The organism is Bacillus sp. FSL R9-9834 (genome assembly GCF_038006905.1).
GTDB classification, from domain to species: domain Bacteria; phylum Bacillota; class Bacilli; order Bacillales; family Bacillaceae_G; genus Bacillus_A; species Bacillus_A pacificus.
This window is the reverse complement of sequence record NZ_JBBOWD010000001.1, coordinates 1,948,997-1,968,711: the sequence shown is the minus strand read 5'-3', so window position 1 is coordinate 1,968,711 and position 19,715 is coordinate 1,948,997. Positions and strand designations below refer to the sequence as shown.

General features: G+C 34.3%; 19 protein-coding genes and 1 other annotated feature (1 of these 20 cut by a window edge). Of the genes, 2 read left to right on the top strand and 17 right to left on the bottom strand.

Features of this window, described 5'->3' with window-relative positions; genetic code table 11:
• Positions 1–81: 81 nt before the first annotated feature.
• Positions 82–1,047 carry a patatin-like phospholipase family protein gene (locus tag MKY00_RS10210; protein WP_000686819.1) on the top strand — a complete coding sequence of 322 codons (966 nt, stop codon included), beginning with the start codon at positions 82–84 and terminating at the stop codon, positions 1,045–1,047.
• Positions 1,048–1,152: 105 nt separating this feature from the next.
• Here MKY00_RS10210 and MKY00_RS10205 read toward each other — a convergent pair whose 3' ends face one another.
• On the bottom strand, positions 1,153–1,320 hold the full coding sequence (locus MKY00_RS10205; RefSeq protein WP_000816383.1) for a DUF3933 family protein: 168 nt from the start codon (positions 1,318–1,320) through the stop codon (positions 1,153–1,155).
• Between the two features lie 12 nt (positions 1,321–1,332).
• Complete coding sequence (locus tag MKY00_RS10200; protein ID WP_141114866.1) at positions 1,333–2,778, bottom strand: aminotransferase-like domain-containing protein; 1,446 nt, start codon at positions 2,776–2,778, stop codon at positions 1,333–1,335.
• 115 nt (positions 2,779–2,893) lie between these two features.
• Here MKY00_RS10200 and MKY00_RS10195 point away from each other — a divergent pair, with 115 nt between their 5' ends.
• Positions 2,894–3,508, top strand: coding sequence for a LysE/ArgO family amino acid transporter (locus tag MKY00_RS10195; RefSeq protein WP_001287294.1), 615 nt, complete (start codon positions 2,894–2,896; stop codon positions 3,506–3,508).
• Between the two features lie 53 nt (positions 3,509–3,561).
• Here the strand turns inward: MKY00_RS10195 and MKY00_RS10190 are convergent, their stop codons facing one another.
• The 15 genes from MKY00_RS10190 to MKY00_RS10120 form a co-directional block, all read right to left on the bottom strand.
• Positions 3,562–4,791: an MFS transporter gene (locus MKY00_RS10190; RefSeq protein ID WP_033678375.1), complete on the bottom strand. Its 1,230-nt coding sequence runs from the start codon at positions 4,789–4,791 to the stop codon at positions 3,562–3,564.
• A gap of 237 nt (positions 4,792–5,028) precedes the next feature.
• Positions 5,029–5,235, bottom strand: a complete 207-nt coding sequence (locus MKY00_RS10185) for an alpha/beta-type small acid-soluble spore protein (RefSeq protein ID WP_000113545.1) — start codon at positions 5,233–5,235, stop codon at positions 5,029–5,031.
• 266 nt (positions 5,236–5,501) lie between these two features.
• Positions 5,502–6,026, bottom strand: coding sequence for a GNAT family N-acetyltransferase (locus MKY00_RS10180; RefSeq protein ID WP_016717245.1), 525 nt, complete (start codon positions 6,024–6,026; stop codon positions 5,502–5,504).
• 93 nt (positions 6,027–6,119) lie between these two features.
• The gene (locus MKY00_RS10175) at positions 6,120–6,800 is read right to left on the bottom strand and encodes an MgtC/SapB family protein (RefSeq protein WP_000119508.1); all 681 of its coding nucleotides are present in this window, start codon (positions 6,798–6,800) and stop codon (positions 6,120–6,122) included.
• 159 nt (positions 6,801–6,959) lie between these two features.
• Positions 6,960–7,616, bottom strand: a complete 657-nt coding sequence (locus tag MKY00_RS10170) for a YkyA family protein (protein ID WP_000873553.1) — start codon at positions 7,614–7,616, stop codon at positions 6,960–6,962.
• A 14-nt stretch (positions 7,617–7,630) separates the two neighbouring features.
• Positions 7,631–8,452 (bottom strand): peptidoglycan-N-acetylglucosamine deacetylase, encoded by an 822-nt coding sequence (locus tag MKY00_RS10165; protein WP_016717244.1) that lies wholly within the window; start codon positions 8,450–8,452, stop codon positions 7,631–7,633.
• 101 nt (positions 8,453–8,553) lie between these two features.
• Entirely contained in the window at positions 8,554–9,915 is a 1,362-nt protein-coding gene (locus MKY00_RS10160; protein ID WP_016717243.1) for a sensor histidine kinase, read from the bottom strand.
• A complete protein-coding gene (locus MKY00_RS10155; protein ID WP_016717242.1) occupies positions 9,912–10,601 on the bottom strand; it encodes a response regulator transcription factor in 690 nt (229 codons plus the stop codon). The genes MKY00_RS10160 and MKY00_RS10155 overlap by 4 nt, the downstream gene beginning before the upstream one ends.
• Before the next feature lie 13 nt (positions 10,602–10,614).
• On the bottom strand, positions 10,615–11,862 hold the full coding sequence (locus MKY00_RS10150) for a hypothetical protein (protein ID WP_016717241.1): 1,248 nt from the start codon (positions 11,860–11,862) through the stop codon (positions 10,615–10,617).
• Between the two features lie 164 nt (positions 11,863–12,026).
• Positions 12,027–13,028 carry an LCP family protein gene (locus tag MKY00_RS10145; protein WP_016717240.1) on the bottom strand — a complete coding sequence of 334 codons (1,002 nt, stop codon included), beginning with the start codon at positions 13,026–13,028 and terminating at the stop codon, positions 12,027–12,029.
• Between the two features lie 283 nt (positions 13,029–13,311).
• Complete coding sequence (locus MKY00_RS10140) at positions 13,312–15,618, bottom strand: glycoside hydrolase (RefSeq protein WP_016717239.1); 2,307 nt, start codon at positions 15,616–15,618, stop codon at positions 13,312–13,314.
• A gap of 287 nt (positions 15,619–15,905) precedes the next feature.
• Positions 15,906–16,115 carry a DUF6366 family protein gene (locus tag MKY00_RS10135; RefSeq protein WP_000808278.1) on the bottom strand — a complete coding sequence of 70 codons (210 nt, stop codon included), beginning with the start codon at positions 16,113–16,115 and terminating at the stop codon, positions 15,906–15,908.
• A 108-nt stretch (positions 16,116–16,223) separates the two neighbouring features.
• On the bottom strand, positions 16,224–17,117 hold the full coding sequence (thrB, locus tag MKY00_RS10130) for a homoserine kinase (protein WP_341034883.1): 894 nt from the start codon (positions 17,115–17,117) through the stop codon (positions 16,224–16,226).
• Entirely contained in the window at positions 17,114–18,172 is a 1,059-nt protein-coding gene (gene thrC, locus MKY00_RS10125) for a threonine synthase (RefSeq protein WP_000276440.1), read from the bottom strand. The genes thrB and thrC overlap by 4 nt, the downstream gene beginning before the upstream one ends.
• Positions 18,165–19,460, bottom strand: a complete 1,296-nt coding sequence (locus MKY00_RS10120; RefSeq protein ID WP_001067136.1) for a homoserine dehydrogenase — start codon at positions 19,458–19,460, stop codon at positions 18,165–18,167. Before MKY00_RS10120 ends, thrC begins: the two co-directional genes overlap by 8 nt.
• A gap of 154 nt (positions 19,461–19,614) precedes the next feature.
• Positions 19,615–19,715 (bottom strand) — a binding site (T-box leader) (it continues 131 nt past the right edge of the window).

Genomic DNA, 19,715 nt, shown 5'->3' with positions numbered 1-19,715 from the left:
TAAAAACTATTGTAAAAAAGCACGTACAATACGTGCTTTTTTGCCATTTTCAAATTTTTTATGTGAAAGGAAGTATGCTTTATGAAGATTGATGGTGTTTTTGAAGGAGGCGGTGTACGCGGAATTGCGCATGTAGGGGCAATTTGCGCGTTAGCTGAAAAAGGCTATGAATGGGAACGTGTAGCTGGAACATCAGCTGGTTCGATTATCGCTGCGCTCCTAGCAGCAGGATACTCTTGCTCAGAGCTAAAAACGATTATAACAAATATTGATTATAATAAATTTACGAAGAAAACCTTTATTGACAGAATCCCATTTATCGGAAAAGGATTAAGCGCATGGACTACTCTTGGTATTTACTCTAATATTTTTATAGAAGAATGGATTGAAGAATTACTTCGAAAAAAAGGAGTTCATTTATTTACAGATTTACCTGATTTAAATAAGCTTAAAATTATCGCTTCTGATATAAGTAATGGTAAAATGGTTATCTTTCCCGATGATTTACCAAACTACGGATTTTTAAATTATCGCTTCTCTATTGCTAAAGCTGTACGAATGAGTAGTACAATCCCCTTCTTTTTTGAACCGGTGAAATGGAGAACCCCAAAATGGAAGCAGCCTTGTTATATGGTTGATGGAGGAATTTTAAGCAATTATCCAATTTGGATTTTCGACTCCCCTACCTCTCCCCGCTGGCCGACTTTTGGGTTTCATTTCGTAAAAGATGAGATTCAAGCTGACCCAGCCCACTACAACGAGCCGATCTCCATGTTCAAAGGACTTTTTAAAACAATGATGCAAGCCCATGATTTACGTCATTTAGACAAGGAATCAAAAGCAAGAACAATTACAATCCCAACAGGGTCCATTACTAGTACAAACTTTGAGTTAACAATGGAAGAAAAAGAGTGGCTATACAATTCTGGTTATAACGCCGCAAATAAGTTTTTACAATCGTGGAACTTCAGACAATATATTGATAACTATAGAAACGGAAATCAGGATCGAAAATCAAATCGTTATTTCCGTCAACTTGACTCATAATATTATTATCTTTTATACGAGAACACGTAACGCTTTCAAAAAAATAAGCCTAGTAATAATATATTACTAAGCTTATTTACTTTCTGCATCATTATTATACGTTGTTTAAGGATAAGTTAACCCTTCTGCTTCCTCTGCAGTAATAACGGTGTATCGATTTCCCGTTCGTAATCCTAACAATTCTGCTTTTTCAATTGCTTCCTGCTTCGTCTCCGCATAAGCAGCTAAATATTTTTCTCCATTGATAATTTGGCAAATTACATATTGTTTCATTACTTTCTCCTCTTACTTTTTCATTAGTTGTGCAAGTTTTTTTATACCTATTTCAATTTCTTCTAACGTTGCGTATGAATATGATAAACGCAAAAATTGATTTGCACTTCTATCATACAAAGTACCTGGATTTAATAAAACCTTTTCTTTCAAAGCTTTGTCAAATAAGCTACGATTTGAAACGGGGATATTCATATGTAACCAAATATAAAAACCACCTGCTGGTTCATACCAAGTTGCTATATCATGGCAATATTTCTCTAACATTTGTAACATAAAATCTCTGCGTTTTTTCAACTTAGTTCTTACAAACTGTAAATGTTCATCATACAATCCATTTGTAAACCATTCCGCTGCAATTTGCTGGGATATAGAACTCGATCCATAATCTGTTTGCATTTTTATGTCTGCCAATCTTTGAATAACAGGCTCAGACCCAACAATCCATCCAATTCTTAATCCCGGACTAATAACTTTAGACATACTTCCAATATGTAGTACGATTCCATTTTTATCATATGCTTTTAAAGGTTTCGAAATAGGAGCATCAAACCATAAGTCTTGATACACTGCGTCCTCTATAATAGGCAATCCAATCTCATTGCATATCTCCATCACTTCTGTCCGCTTCTTCGTATCCATGCTAAAATTAGTTGGATTATGAAAAGAAGGGATTGTATATAAAATAGAAGCATTAAATTGCTTCTTATATTTCGCAATATATGACACATCTAGCCCTCTCTCATCCAATGGCATTCCAATTAAACGTATTCCTGCTGATTGAAAAACATTGAGAGAGTATAAATATGATGGTTTTTCTAATAAAATTGACGCTCCTTTCGGAAGAAGCCCAATAGAAATAAGTTGAAGCGCTTGAATTGCTCCTGAAACAATCAATATAGAGTCAGGAGATACATATATACCCTGTCCTTTTAAATAATCTGCAATCTTCTTCCTTAAAGAAAGATTTCCTTTCGGCTCTTCATAGCCAAGTATCATCTTGGCTCCTAAAAGCTTATTCATAATATCTTTCATCTTTTTTTCAGGTAAAAGACTTGGCGCGAGCTCACCTGTTCCTAAACGAATGACATGCGGATCAAATTCAGCTTGATTTATTTCTTGAATAGCAGGCAGATTCGGATAATGAAGTCCTGTTTCTACATAAGACTGCCAATTAGGCGGGGGTGCGTATGTGGAAGCATTCACATTATTATTTACAACAATTGTTCCTTTCCTGCCGTTTCCTTCAATGTACCCCTTGGCAACTAGTTCATCGAAAGCCATTACAATTGTGCTTCGATTCACACCAAATGTATATGCCAATTCTCTTTGTGAAGGTAATTTCGTTCCAACAGTCCATTCTCCATTAACGATTCTTTCTTTTATATACATTTCTATTTGTTTATATAGAGGCGTCGCTAGAGACATATTCGGTTTCCAAACGATTCTTTCCATCATATCACCTTACATTCTTTTTGGTTGGTAACCTCCCCAACCATATGGATGGATACAAATTTTCATTTCTTCTATACAATATACACTATCATAACGAATTAAAATAGGAGGTAATATGATGAGTGAAGCAATTATTCATGGTATCATTCTTGCATTTGGCCTTATCATTCCATTAGGTGTTCAAAATGTTTTCGTCTTTAACCAAGGTGCGAGCCAACCGAATATTTGGAGAGCAGCCCCTGTCGTATTAACTGCCTCTATATGTGATACGTTACTCATATTGATAGCGGTACAAGGTGTTTCCCTTGTACTCCTTACTTTTTCTTGGCTAACTAACTCGTTATATATAATTGGATTTTTCTTTCTCCTATACATGGGCTTTGTTATTTGGAGAAGTAACCCTTCCAACGATGTAAAACAAGAAAAAAGCATGCCCTTAAAAAAGCAAATCCTTTTCGCCGCATCGGTTTCGTTATTAAATCCACATGCAATTTTAGATACAATCGGTGTAATTGGAACCAATTCTATTCAATACATAGGAAATGAAAAATGGGCTTTCACACTTGCAACTATTATCGTTTCTTGGATTTGGTTTATAAGCTTAGCTTTAGCGGGGAAATTTCTAAAAAGGCTAGACTCAACCGGAAAGACAATCGTATTATTAAATAAATTTTCTGGTCTCATCATATGGAGTGTCGCACTTTATATGTTAAAACAAGTTATTTATTCCTAATGAACGAAAGAGAATTGCATGTTACTGAAAACATCATGCAATTCTCTTACAAATTATGAAGTAGGTTCTGGTTTCTTTTTTACGTTCTTTGCATCTTTTGCTGGTTTAATCCAAATGATTGCTATAGCAGCACCGATCCCAGCGAAAATACTTGTTAAATAAAACACTTCATGGTCAGCACCTTTCATGAAAAAAGAGTATAGAGGTGGTCCAGCTGCTACACCGATAAATCGCATAGAACTATAAAATGACGTAACCGTCCCCCTTTGCTCCTTTTCAATTCCTTGTGTAATGAGAGCATCTAAACATGGGAGTGCCATACCAATTCCTACCCCCATAATAACGAGACAAAGAAGTAGTAAATAAATTCCTTTTATAAATAAAGGAATGATGACTGATGCAGCAGCCATTAAAAAACCAATGTAAATACACTTCTTCATCACATTTTGGTTGTCTCCAATTTTTTTGCCAGCCATATATGAACTAAGTGACAGTACAAGTAACGGGATTGCAAGTACACACCCTTTCCAAATACCATGAATGTCATACTTTGATTCCAGTATAGTTGACAAATAAAAGAGAATTCCGAATAAAATAAGCATAATAATTGCACCTAATGCAAAAATGGCAATTAACCATCTTCCTTTTTCTCGAAACGTAGCAAGAATTGATTTTATAAACTCTTTAAGCGGTGGTACTTCTCCTTCTTGTTTCTTTGCCTTTACTAGAACAAGTAATAAAACAATTGATACTACGCATAAAACTGGAATCGCCCAAAACGGTAGGAACCATACAATGGCAGCAAGAGCAGACCCTAAAATAGGGCTCAACACTTTCCCAAATGTATTGGATGTTTCGATGATTCCTAAACCTGTACTAACTTGTTTTTCATCTTTGTATAAATCACCAACACACGGTATAACAACTGGCATTGCACCAGCAGCACCAATACCTTGAATCGCTCTACCGATCAATATCCAAGTGTAGGGATTATCAACTTTCCAAGATACCCAACCAGTTATCGCTCCTCCTATAGCCGCAATCAGCAAACTCGGAACCATTACCATCTTTCGTCCCCATCTATCTGATAAATAACCAGCAATCGGTATAAGTAGAATGGCTACGATAGAGTAAATTGTAATAATCATGGATACTTGAAATGATGAAATATGTAATTTTTTTTCAATAGTCGGCAGAATTGGGATGAGCATTGAATTCCCTAATGTCATAACAAGTGGAACTGATGCAAGCGCAATTAAACAACAGTTTTCTTTTTTTAACATGTTGGCTTCGAAACCTTTCATCATATATTTCTTACCATATAATAGCCCTGCTGGAACGTAACTTTTCATTCCACCAGGGCTATTACATTTTTACTACTTCCCATTCACAACAAAAGAAATTGGGGAAAATATAGTATTATTCCTATTCTTTGAATCCAGTTCACAATATATCCATACCAATTAATTGAAAAAAAAAAGAAAGGAAGAATCCTTCCTTTCTCCTATAACCTTCTACAATTAGCGAGTATATCCGCCACCAAGTTGTTGTTCTGCCATCGCTACAAGGCGTTTTGTAATTTCACCGCCTACAGAACCGTTTGCACGTGAAGAAGTATCAGCGCCAAGTTGTACACCAAACTCTTGTGCAATTTCATATTTCATTTGATCTAAAGCAGCTTGTGCTCCATGTGATGCTAATTGATTAGAATTACGATTTCTAGCCATTACCAATCACCTCCTTATTTATATATAAATTGTGTTAAATTTTAATTTAAATACATGGTAATTTTTGGTTATTTGTATTTTAAAAAAAGAGTCTCTACAATGAGAGACTCTTACATCATTTTATACTAAGAAGTTACTACTTCTAAATTTCTATTTGTTAGTACTTTCATTTCTTCTTTTCATATATCTTTCACATTATGTCCAAACCATTCGAGTGAAACAAAAGAGGTAAACTTTAATTGGTATACCTCTCTCAAACATACACTTTACATAATAATATTATTAATATCTTTCCAACAATACGCTGTTTCTTCCACCTGTAATCTCTCTAAAAATTTTGTATCAATTTTTTCTGGATTAAATTTTTCATAAAACGTTTTAGAAGGGTTATTCGTAACAACCCATACTAAAAGTGATCGCATATTATTGTTTGTACATTCAGATAGTAAAGCTTGAAATAACTTTTGTCCTATTTTCATTCCTTGATACTCTTGTAAAAGGTAAATCGCATATAATTCTCCATCACAATTATATGTACCAGTTCTTTCTGCTCCTCCATCGATGAATCCAACTATTTCTCCATTTAACGTCTCTGCTACAAATCTAAATTGATGATTACATGCTTTTTGAAAAATATTTTCCCATTGTTTTTCCCGTTGCTCATATGTTATATTTTCTAAAATCTCGTTAGGGAATATGCCTTTATATGTCGTTTTCCAACTATCAGCGTGGACCTTTGCTATACCTGGTATATCATCTTTTATCGCTCTTCTAATATGTATTTCCAACATTTCTCCCCCCTTGTTATTCACCATTATATCAATTTCTTTCCTTAAAAATCCAAATAAAAAAGAGTGAATTCACTTCACTCTTTTTTATCATCTTTATCTACTTTCCACTTCAACTGAAACAACACGATCTATCTCTTTTAGGGAACTATATAACTCTGTTGTATATAAATCTTCTGGAGCTAAAATAACCATCTCCAGTTGCTGAAATGCTCCACTATCTATATCTTTAATCTTCACGCGTTTTACATGCATTCCTAAATTTTTAATCTGCTTAAATATACCATCTAACTCATGATGCTCTTTTACAGTAATTTTAATAGACAAGTCCTTTTGTCTTAATGAATACGGTCCTGCAATTTTCACCAGTTGCGGAAGTACATTAATTGCTAAAATAATTAAAATCATAGCAACCGTCGCTTGTAAATAAAATCCTGCTCCAATCGCTATACCTAAAGCTGAAGCAGCCCACACCATAGAGGCAGTCGTTAATCCAGAAATAACGTCATTACTTCTTCGTAAAATAACACCTGCTCCAAGAAAACCAATTCCGCTCACAATTTGAGCAGCTAAACGCATGGGATCCATATTGGTATGCCCTGGAACAGAATATACATGTACAGATTCAATTGAAACCATCGTAATTAAACAACTTGCTACAGAAATAACCATACTTGTTTTCACACCAAGTGGTTTATTCTTTAGCTGCCTATCTATCCCAATGAATAATCCTAAAAAGAGTGCTAAACCTAATTTGAGTAAAAATTCATATGACATATTTCCATTCTCCTTACTTAACAATGTTTCCCTTAGAATAATTCACTATAACTCTTTTATGATATCAATTCCAGTCTTTTCTATTCATTTAACGTAAAAAACCGAAAAAACATTTGTGACGATGTTTCTCCGGCTTTTTATTACGCTTAAAACTCTTCTTTATTTCTGATCTTTAATCTTAATCTCTGCATCTTTGTAGAATGCTAATTTACTGTCATTATACTCTTTTGTAAAATTGTTAAATTGCTCTTTTGATTTTTGTGCTTCCACAGTTAATTCATTAACAGCCTTAACTTTTTCACCAATCTCTTTTAATTTCGTTTCTTTTACTTTTAATTTTTCATACAGTTCTTTTTCAGTCGCCAACGCCTTCGTATAATTTTCATTCATCTTTTGGAATGCATCATAACGGTTTTTATACGACTCTTCTACTGCTTTCGCTTGTTTTTGTAACTTTTTATCTTCAAGCTTCTCTATATTTCCTTGAACAGATTTTGTTTCTTTCTGAGCTTTTTCTAGCATTTCTTTCTCATTTTTCAATGCTTTTTCACGATCATCTACATTTGCAGTAGCTTGCTCTATTTTCTTCATAACAGCGTCATTATGATCTTTACCTTCTTGTAAAATTTGAGAATATAGTTCTTGACCTTCCTTCTCTAACTTCTCTAATTTTTTCGCTTCATCAACTAATGATTTCTCTTGTGTCGCCGCTGTTTCAAAAGCTGTATATAAGTTTTCTTCTGGTTTTTCACCGAAACAACCTGTTAATAGTCCTACTGATAGTGCTCCTACTACTGCTACTTTTCCATACTTCAACGTTCATTCCTCCATTACATACGGTTATCATGCCAGAAATTCACTGGGAAGTGACTCTCTTCATGATAAGCTTCAAACTCATAACCCTTTTCTTTTAACCCTTTTAAAATTGCTGGCACAGCAGCAACTGATTGTGGGTGAATGTCATGCATTAAAATAACTTCCTGTGGTTTTGTTGCATTTGTTATTACATTTTGAGCAATTTGAGCTGCCGCTGCATCAACTTGCACTTTGTTATATTTCCAGTCTAATGAATCAATTGTCCAATCCCATACTTTAAAACCGCCCTCTACTACTTTATTTCGAAGACCTTCATTTAATCCAGGCATCGAACCGTATGGCGGACGTGTTAATTTAGGTGATTTTCCAATAATATTTGCGATTAAGCTTTGATCTTCTTTCATTTCATTTACATACTCGCCATTTTTATATAACTTTGCAAAATTATGTGTCATACTATGCATACCTACATAATGACCCTCTGCATTTTCACGTTTCACTAAATCCGGAAATTCTTTTACATTCGCTCCAATTAAAAAGAATGTCGCCTTCGCATCATGCTGTTTTAACATATTTAATAATTCAGCCGTATATTTCCCTGGGCCATCATCAAATGTAAGATAAGCAACTTTTCTTTCTTTCCCATTAAAACGACTTGGTGCCGTTTTATTCATTTCTACTTTCGGTTGTTCACTTGCAAGCTGTACTACGTTTTCTTGTTTTGCAACAGCCTTTGCTGGTGAAGTAATGGATTGAAACATGAAATACCCAATAGCTACTGCTGCAATCGCTATTAAAACGACTACTACTCGTTTAATGTTAAAAGCTTTTTCCATTCTATCGAATTCCTCTCCCTATTAATCTTATATATAAATCACCCAATATAATTATACATCTATTTATTTTATTACACTATATAAACAGACCTATATATGTATTATAATGGGAGTTTTATCAAAATAGTTGTTCCTATTCCTTCTTTACTTATAAAACTAAGTGTACCTCCATGAAGCTCTACCATTTTTTTAACGATAGCTAAACCAAGACCGGCACCTGTAGCATGGTTATTAATCTGGTAAAATGACTGTTCTATATACGGTAAATGCTCTTTAGCAATTCCAATCCCTTCGTCTTTCACCTTTATCACTGCTTGTCCTTCATTTTTAGTCGCTTCAATATATACTTTACCATTTTTATGTGAATATTTAATGGCATTTTGAACAATATTCAAGAAAATTTGCTTTAGTCTATTTCGATCTCCTATCAATTCGATTCGTTCTATAGTTTTGATGAATTGCATTTGCTTCTCTTCAGCATTAGGAGTTAATTGCCAAATCGTCTCCTCTAGTATATCGTATAATTGCACCTTTTGTTTATATAAATTGAAATGATTTGATTGTAATCTTGAAAAATCTAGCAATTCTTCTACTAAATGAATCAATCGGTCTGTCTCACCTGATATAATTCCCATGCCTTGCTTTATCTCTTCTTCCGTTAAATGATCTACCGTTTTTAACGTCTCACTCCAACCTTTAATTCCAGTTAAAGGCGTTCGTATTTCATGAGAAATCGAAGCAATGAATTCATTTTTCATCTGTTCCGCTTTTTCTATTTTATTAGACATATGATTTAAACTATGTGCCAATTCACCTAATTCACCAGGATAATCCTCTTTAATTTTTTTCTTTAATGTACCTTCTGCAATTTGTGAAGAAGCATGAATAATAGATTCGATAGGTCTAACAAACGAATTTGCTAATCGTCTACTGATTAAGAAGACAATTCCTGAAATAACAATGCCTACAGAAATAGTAAACATAATGATTTCGATAATCTTTGCATTTACATTCGTTAAAACAGTCGTATATTTCAAAACACCTATCGTTTGTCCTTGATGAATAAGCGGACTAATCACTTCTAATTGTTTCACATTATCTTTCGTAGTAGTCACTTGATGATACATTTCTCCTTCTAGTAACGAATACGGAATAACTATTTTACCTTTTACCTTTTGTCCACTTGAAGACTGTATAATCGTACCATGTCGATCAATTAATTGTAATTCTGTTCCTTCTAACTGAAAGCTCTCAATTATATCACCGCTGTATTCTTGCAAACGAATAAAGTATAGGGAATTGTATTCAGAGAAAAATCGTGTACTTGTCTTCGCATGAGATTCTATATATTGCACAATACCATTATAATAATAACGATATATGGAGACTGAAAATACGACTTCAAATAATACAAGCATAAGTATAATGACCGTCATAAAATATAAAGTCACTTTTCTTTTCATCTTATACTTTCCTTCCACACATATCCTTTTCCCCACACAGTAAGAATGAATTCAGGTTCTGACGGATTACATTCTATCTTTTGACGTAATCGCCTCATATTTACATCTACTACTTTCGTCTCACCTACATAATTCGTTCCCCAAATCATATTTAAAATTTCATCACGTGAAACCGGCTTTGCAGCCTGATTCATTAAATAATGTAATATCATATACTCTGTAGGGGTTAAATCAACTAATTGTCCACTTTTATATAATCTTTCTTCTATAACATTTAATGAAAACGGGCCAGATGTGATAATATTTGCTTTTTCATCATGTACTTCTATTCTTCTTAATAACGATTGTATACGTGCAGTTAATTCCACTGGACTAAACGGCTTTGCGATATAATCATCTGCACCAATTCCTAATCCTTGTACCTTATCTTCATCTTGCACACGTGCGGTTAACATAATAATACCGATTTTTTTATTTTCTTCCCTGATCGCTTTACAAACTTGAAAACCATCCATTCCTGGTAACATTACATCAAGCAATGCTACATCAACAGTATGTTCACATAAAATCTGTAACGCCTCTTCTCCCGTACTAGCTTCTAATACATAAAATCCAGCGCGTTTCAAATTTAATACGATAAAACTACGAATAGGTATTTCATCTTCTAAAACTAAAATTGTTGGCATAATTCCCACCTCCCTACTCTTGTTGATAATCCGCTAGCGGTTTTACATATTCTTTCACCTTTTCAAAATGTGGTTGTTTCGGTACGGCATATACGTGAGAAGCCGTTTTTACTGCTGCCTCGTATCCTTTTATTTTGAACCATTCTTTCCGCTTAAATATATGGACTTCAAGCCATAGTTCATTTTTCGTAGTATCTATAAATTTTTGTACATCTGATGCTTCTTGCTGAACTGGAACAGTTATTTTTCCAATTAACGCTTGCGGGATTTTGACAAAATAACCTTTCTCTATATTTACATATCTTTCTTCTATCGGTTTAATTCCCTCTTCACTCCACTGAATATAACGTTCAAACATCGTACTCTCTCCGTACGATACCTCTTCCCAACCTTTTGGACGCACTGTACGAACAAATTCAATAATGCCGTCTTCATTTATATCTTTGCTTTCCACTACATAATCATTGAATAAGTCTTCTTTTCCATCTATATGTAGTGGCTCATAATGACCCTTATCAAATTTTGCTACATACGTTATCCCTGAATGAGCGCCAACACCTGCATCAATTACAACCGCCTTTAGTGATTTAGAAATGCGGCCCATTTGTATTCTTTGAATGCTATTTATAAACGGATCGAATGACGTTTCAGATAAAGTCTTGAATTGTTCCATGAACTCAACTGTCAATTTCTCATCCTTTTCATACGTAACTAGGCTTATATCTTTCAGTCCATTTTTATTTAAATCCTCTATGAATAACTTCGTATAACTTCGATTATATATTTCCTTCATATCTTCATTTTCTTCCGAAAAAACATACATAACATGTTCTAACGATTCACGATTGACAGAAATTCCGATTAATAGCTCCCGCTTCCCGTTCCCTGTAAAATCACCAACTTCAACGATATCTACATCTCCACCATCAAATCTATGCGTGGACTTTACTTTCCAGCCATTTCCGAATTCTTCATATACAGCTAAATATACGCTATGATCTTCATTCGGCAATTTATAAAATAAGATGGCTTCTTTCTTATTATCTTGTTTAAAATCCATTGACCAGATCATCTGTTTATCTTTATTAGACATTGGAGTTAGCAATCGATAATTTACAGGCAAATCTTTATCTATTTGCTCTTTTAGTTCATTAATCCATTTTTCATTGGCAGGAGCACCCATTAAACTTGTTGGAGCTTCAGACATTTTACATCCAGTTAACATAAAAATGATTCCCATAATGCCTATCCATTTCTGCATATGATATCTTTCCTTATTACAGATTTTAATTATTCCCCTTTACTTTTTGCTTCTCCAATATTCTCATACATATGAGTATAATTTTTCTAAAATAAAAAATCGTTACAGAAAAGTTACAAATCCATTCCGATAAAAAAAGATTGGCGAAAGCCAATCTTTTTTTATTATTCGTTTCGAACTGGTTTTGGTGTTACACCTAGATGATTATTTAATTTGTTCGAAATATCTTTCACATTTTTTTCATTTGGAATGTAATAATAAATACCTCCGATACGTTTATCTGTACCTTCTACTTGCATTTTTTCCATTTCCAAATTAGATCCTGCCATATTTTTTGTAATAGCAAGCATATCATCAAAAGTTAAGTTCGTTTTCATATTTTTATCAACCGCATCAAGTAAAGAGCCCATTTTGCTAATTGATTGAACAGACATCGCTTTTTTAGCAATTGCTTCTATTACAAGTTGTTGTCTTTGACCACGCATTGCATCACTGTCAATTTTACGCGTTCTTGCAAGTGCAAGTGCTTGTTCCCCATTTAAATGTTGGTAACCTTTCTCTAAATGAATCATACCCGCTTGGTCTTTACTATCTTGTTCAGTGAAAGTAACTGGTACATCAATGTCAATACCACCAATTGAGTCGACAATTTGTACGAATGATTCAAAGTTAAACTTCACATAATAATCCACAGGAACATTTAAAAATCTTTCCACTGTATCTCGTGTACTTTCAACACCACCAAATACGTGTGCGTGTGTAATTTTATCTAATTTCTTTCTAGATGGAATATAAACACGTGAATCACGCGGAATACTTACTAACTTAACGGACTTATCATTTTTATTAATTGTTGCTAATAAAAGTGCATCTGTTCGAACAGCTTCACCGTATTGACTTTTCCGCATTTCACTACCATCTACACCCATAATTAAAATGGAGATGTTATCCTTTAAAGGTTCAACTTCTTTATCACGCTTCGATGACTTATCAATTTGTGCATACGCATCACTTACAACCGCTTTTGCTTTGTTATATATAAACGATCCATATCCTACTCCTCCAAAAATAAGTAGGAAAAATGGAATTAAAATGAACCATTTTATTGACCTTCTTTTAGAACGTTTTTTATTGCTTCTCGTATTTTGTTCTAATTCAGAGCTCATCTTCATTCGCCTCTCTTTCTCTTTCCCTAGTATAATGTATGTCTAGCAATCTTCATATTGAATTTCCTTTCAAATACCTTACATTTTTGTAAGGTTACATAATGAATCCAATATGTATTACATTTCACATTATACTCTCGTGCTTATTTTTGGCAAGTCACTATTTTTTAACTTCAAAAATTTAACATTTCCCAACATCCTAAATTACAGATTTATAAATTTATCCGTTTCAAATCCTTCAATTTTCATGTGAAAAATTAGTAATGCAACAATACATTTCACATTATTTTTTCTCGAGCGGTGTATACATTGTTTTTTTTCCATGATTATAAATGAAAGCGGATTTTGCTTTTAGTTTCGCCTTATCTATTTCTATCTCTTCATTTGAGAAATTCACAATAACTTTAATATCTTTTCCATATGATGCAGATTGAACTAATTTATCTTCTGACAAATATACAAAGTTCGTCATTTCTTCTTTTACTGCCTTTTCATGAACTTCATTCCAAACCTTCAGGTGCTGCGTAATTTCTTGTTTATGCTTATTCCACTCTACTTCATCTAAATGATACAACGGAGGAACATTATACAATAACTCATATAACATACGGCTTCCTACCTCATCTTTTACTTTCAAACTTCCCCATTCCCAGTGATGCGTTGTAATTACAGAATCATTGTATACTAATTTATATAACGGTACCGAATATACTGGATTTAAATATACTTGTTTATATTCTTCTTTTAATGGTACTTGTTTTGCATATTTTTCTGGAACATTTTGATTCGGTGACCAATATCCGCCCACATAATACGGACTATTTTTATTTTTCCTCATATCTTCATCGTCCCATTTAATAACAGGCGTTTCAATGCCGTGAGCAAATGCAATCGTGCTACTTGCAAAGTCATTTCCGCCTTCTGAACCAACTACCATACCTTTTTCTTGCGCAATATAATCCATTCGTTGCAACCTTGCTTTTAAATCTTGTTCTTGTGTTGTTATATGTTTGGCCGAATAGTCATCATAAATTTCACCTGTCGCATCACAATCAATAAACCATGAATTATATTTAGGTCCATTTTGTAATATATCGTTCATTCTCTCTTTTACACTAGGAAGAGATAAAGTTGGATTTAATTTTCGCCCTCTACCTAAAAATCCTTGTACCTTTTCTCCATTTTTCTTCGTCACAGTTGCCTCTTCATATAACGATGGATCAGTAAAAGAAGCTGTATTCCAATTTTTATCAGCTTTTTCGTGAATAGAATGGTAAGAATCATACGGACCAACTAAATACCCCATTTTCTTAGCTTCTGTCACGAAATCAGGCTGCATATACCCTTGTTCCCAGTTCGGTAACCCAATCCATGCATTATCTATTCCTGCAGCTTTCATTTCCTTTATAATATCCGTTCCATCTGCCTTACCCCATTTACTTACTTCTTCAACTGCATCATCGAGCGCTGACTTTAATACATGCTTATTTAAGTTATATAACTCCATCTTTGATAAATGATCCACACCTTTGTTTAATAACTCACTAGCCTTCTGATCCACTCTTTGGAAAATATCCTCTTTATATAATTCCTTCATTGATAATACTTCATTTATATAACGCAAAATAACATTTTTTTGATACTTATCAATGAAATCTTGTTTACTTACTTGATCGAATACATTTAATTCTCCAGGCTCTGAACTATATTTTTGAATAAGCTCTTTTATATGGCTAAACACAGGGCTATTTATTTTCTCTCTTAGCTTTAGCCAATTTACATTACTTTCTGATAAGCCATTTTGATTCCAAAAATAAAAATGAGCTGCACCGTAAAGCTTTTCTATCTCTTTATTTTTTCTAGCCTTTTCTTTTAATGTTTTAAATTCGCCTTTTCGAGCGATATTGTCTTTATACAGTTTAGCAATACTTACTGCATCATTATTTGTCACATATACTTGAAATCCATATGTTTTATTTTTATTTATACGCGGAAATTCATGTATAAAATCAAATCCTATTTTCGGATCCGAATGAAATTTCAATTCATTATTAAACATATTGTTCGAAATATATACAATCGAATATTTCGAACCATTTAACGCGAAAAACTTCATAGAAAATGATTCAGCAAATGAATAGGCATCATCCTTTAAAAACTTCTTCCAATTTTCATCATTACTCGGAATTTGTTTCCCTTCCCATAACGGAAGTGTATAATTTTCAGCTTGTACTTTCGGCCAAGTAAAGCTTTCTGCACCAGTCGATTCCACTTCAATATTTAAGTGATCTTTTTTCTTCTCTAGATTCACTTTTACTTTTTGATCTGGATATTCCCAAGATGTACGATCCTTATCTTTTTTTACATTCGACACCTTCATTTTCGGCAAAGGCTGTGATGCCAGTTCCTTTACGCCATCATGTTCTACAATTAACGTGAAAGTCTCTGGATTTACATCATAAGTAAACTCTTTATACGTCGCTTTCTTTATTTTAGACTCTTGAACAGTATTGCTATCTTTTACATCACACCCGACTAAAGTCGAAAATGACATCGTTGTAAGAAGACATATCGCTATCATTTTTTTCATCTTCTGCACCTCCACCACCGAATATACAGGGGCTTTGTTACAGGAATGTGGCAAAAAAATAGAACTAGCATAAACTAGCTCTATTTGCGTATTAAAAATAAAGTGAAACTTTAATCAGTGGGGGTTTTGTTCATCCCCCACTGATGATTAGCCCTCACCAATCGGACGTTTACGGACAGTTCATCTCCCACCTAACTTCTTTGCTCCAACTGAATTTTGAGATGGGAGTTTTACTGTCCATTAACGCGGAATAAAGGCAAATCATTCTAAGTTGTAACACTTATTTCTTAACTAAAGAAATAAGTGTATATAATATAGCCTAAAGCTAGCACTAAAATTACTAGCGCTGTACCTTTCCAATTCATACCACCTGCCATATCAACTGGACTACCTGTTTCAGCTCTGTTTAATCCATCCTTTAAAGAACCTGTAGGATTATTTTTCAATTCACTTTGCCTTATACGTTCTCTTTTTTCTTCTGGTGACTCTTGCTTCATAGGATCACCTCCAAATGAATACACTCTTTACTAAATTATACATTAATATTTTTCTTTTATACGCAAACATATTTACAACATAAAAAAAGCTAGCGATGCTAGCTTTTTTTATAATCCAATATGTTCTTCCTTATTTACAGTAATCCCTCTATGCTCAATTTCTAGCTCACACACTTTCATAGACGTAAATACTCTTGCTAATTGCTCAGCAATTTCTTGACGTTTCTCATACGGCGTTAATATAAAAATAGACGGCCCTGCACCGCTAAGCGCTGTACCGTATGCACCGAATTCTTTTGCACATTTACGAATAGATGGTAATAACGGTACAAGCTCTAAACGATACGGCTCGTGAAAATGATCCCTTTCCATCATTTCGCCTACAACTTCCCATTTCTTTTGACATAAAGCAGCTACTAATACATTACTTATTGCACTAGCCTTAACAGCTTCATGAAACGGGAATACATCTGGTAATACAGATCGACTTTCATCTGTATTTAGCTCTTCATTTGGAATAAGAGAAATAACGCCTAATTCCTTACTTTCAATTCTTACAACCGAAACATTCTTTCCATCAAGTGCTCCGATTACCGTTCCTCCTAATATAGAAGCAGCAACATTATCAGGATGACCTTCAAAATTTGTAGCAATTTGAACTTTTTGATCAGTCGTTAAGTTCAAGTTACCTAGTTGATTCGCAAGCTCTATCCCAGCTACAATTGCTGATGCACTACTTCCTAGTCCTCTTGTTAATGGGATATTACTAGTAACTTCTATTATATAAGGTGATAAAGAAGGACTCACTTTACATGCCGTACTAACGATTAAATTTTTATCGTCTGTCGGAATCGACTCATCAAAAGAATGGATCACTTGCCATTTATTAGATTTCTCTTTTACTACTACATGCAAATACAATGACAAAGCTATTCCTACTGAATCGAATCCAGGTCCAACATTCGCTGTACTAGCAGGAACACGAATACTTAATGGTATCACGACATAATCACCCCTTTAATATGCTCTTTAATTTGTTCTATATTATTTGAAACACTTGCAATATCTAATGTATTAGAAGAAATTGCGATATCAGGATCTTTCAAGCCGTTTCCAGTTAAAACTGCAACAACTGTTTCTCCTTTTTTGATTTTTCCAGATTGAACATGTTTCATTACGCCAGCTAATGAAGCATTCGATCCTGGCTCAGCGAAAACCCCTTCCGATTTTGCTAATAATCTATACGCATGTAAAATTTCTTCATCTGATACCATATCTATTTCACCGTGAGACTGCTCAGCAGCCTCTACTGCATATGACCAACTTGCTGGGTTACCGATGCGTATCGCTGTTGCAATTGTTTCTGGCTCGTCAATTACATGCCCTTTTACAATAGCAGCTGCTCCTTCCGCTTCAAATCCATGAATTCTTGGCTTCTTATATCCTTTTTCTTTCTCATATTCACAGAAACCCTTCCAGTACGCTGTAATATTCCCAGCATTCCCAACAGGAATCGCTAAAACATCTGGTGCACTTTGCAATTGGTCACAAATTTCAAATGCTGCTGTTTTTTGCCCTTCAATTCGATAAGGATTTACCGAGTTAACTAATGTGATTGGCTCTTCTGCAGCAATATTTCTTACAGCCTTTAGTGCATCATCAAAATTTCCTTCTATTGAAATAATTTCAGCACCATAGGCAACTGCTTGCGCTAATTTTCCATGTGCAATTTTCCCTTCTGGGATTACGATAATACATTTCATTCCAAGACGTGCCGCGTATGCGGCAGCCGATGCTGATGTATTACCTGTTGACGCACAAATAATGGCCTCTGAACCTTCTTCTTTCGCCTTCGCAACTGCCATTACCATACCACGATCTTTAAAAGAACCTGTCGGATTCGCTCCTTCATACTTACCGTATAACTGAATTCCTAATTGTTTTGATATATTTAATAACGGGATAAGCGGTGTATTCCCTTCCATTAAGCTCACATCAGGTGTATTTTCATTTACTGGTAAATAAGAAGCATACTGTTTTAATAATCCTTTATACATATTGTTTTTCCTCCTCAATAATGTAGTAACTGTTTATTTCACTTGCGACATCTTCTATCGCTCCTAAAACTCGTTCGAATTGATACTTTGAAGTTTGATGTGTTACAACAACGACTTCTGCAAGTTCACGATTTAAAGGTAATTGAATCACTTCTTTTAAACTTACGGAATAATTAACGAAACATTCTGTTATTTTTTGCAACATCCCTGGTTCGTCTCGTAATGAAATACGCAAGAAATATTTCGAAACGACTTCTTCATCTCCCTGTAATTCGTACGGCTCTGGTTCTTTTAACGCACTTTTATTTTTCTGAACTTGATTCATATTTTTAACGATTGAAATAATATCACTTACTACAGCAGAACCAGTCGGTAACTTCCCAGCTCCAGGTCCGTAAAACATTACTTCCCCTACTGCTTGACCGTGAACATATACTGCATTAAATTCATTATTTACATTCGATAATGGATGATGACTAGGTAAAAGAGTCGGTTCTACACTTAAATGAATGGCTGATCCTTGTTTCTCTGCTTTACCAATTAATTTCATTGTAAACCCTAACTTTTCAGCCATTTGTAAATCTTCTTTTTCGACCTTTCGAATCCCTCTTACTTGTACATCATCTAAAGAAACATTCATCGAAAAACCTAAGTTTGCAAGAATCGCTACCTTTCTCGCCGCATCTAGCCCATCTACATCCGCTGTCGGATCTGATTCTGCAAAACCTAATTTTTGTGCTTCCTGTAAAGCTTCTTCATACGACCATCCATTTTGACTCATCTTTGTTAACATGTAATTTGTTGTACCATTTACAATTCCCATTATTTTTTCAATTTGATCTGATGCTAATCCGTCTGTTAACCCTCTTAACACCGGAATACCGCCCGCTACACTTGCCTCATAACATAAATCACAATCATTATCGTTCGCCAGCTGGAGAAGCTCTGCACCATATACAGCCATTAAATCTTTATTTGCTGTTACGACATGTTTCTTATTTCGTAAAGCTTTAACAATATGCTGCTTCGCTTCTTCAATTCCGCCCATTACCTCTACTACAATATCAATATTTGAATCATTTAGAACTTCATCGACATGACTTGTTACTACGATTCCATCAATACAAACATCACGTTCTTTTTCTAAATCACGTACAGCAACTGTCTTCACTTTCACTTCATACCCTGTATCAAGCGCAATTTTTTTACAATGTTCTTTCAAAATATGGACAACACCACTTCCGACCGTACCTAATCCTAACACCCCTACATTAACAACATTATTCATCTTCTAATCTCCTCCTACAATTTTATTTTTTATCTTTATCAATCACCTTACTCTGCTTTTCAATCATGCAGGTGGTGGTTATTTCCGTACGTACAAATCGTTTCATGTTACAGCACCTCCTTTCAAAGTAATAAAAAAACACACTCATCCCTAGGAAAGGGACGAATGTGTTTTCGTGGTTCCACCCTTGTTCCAATCTAGACATATTTCTCTCTAGATTGCTCAAGTTCAGATAACGGCTGATTCCGTCAATAA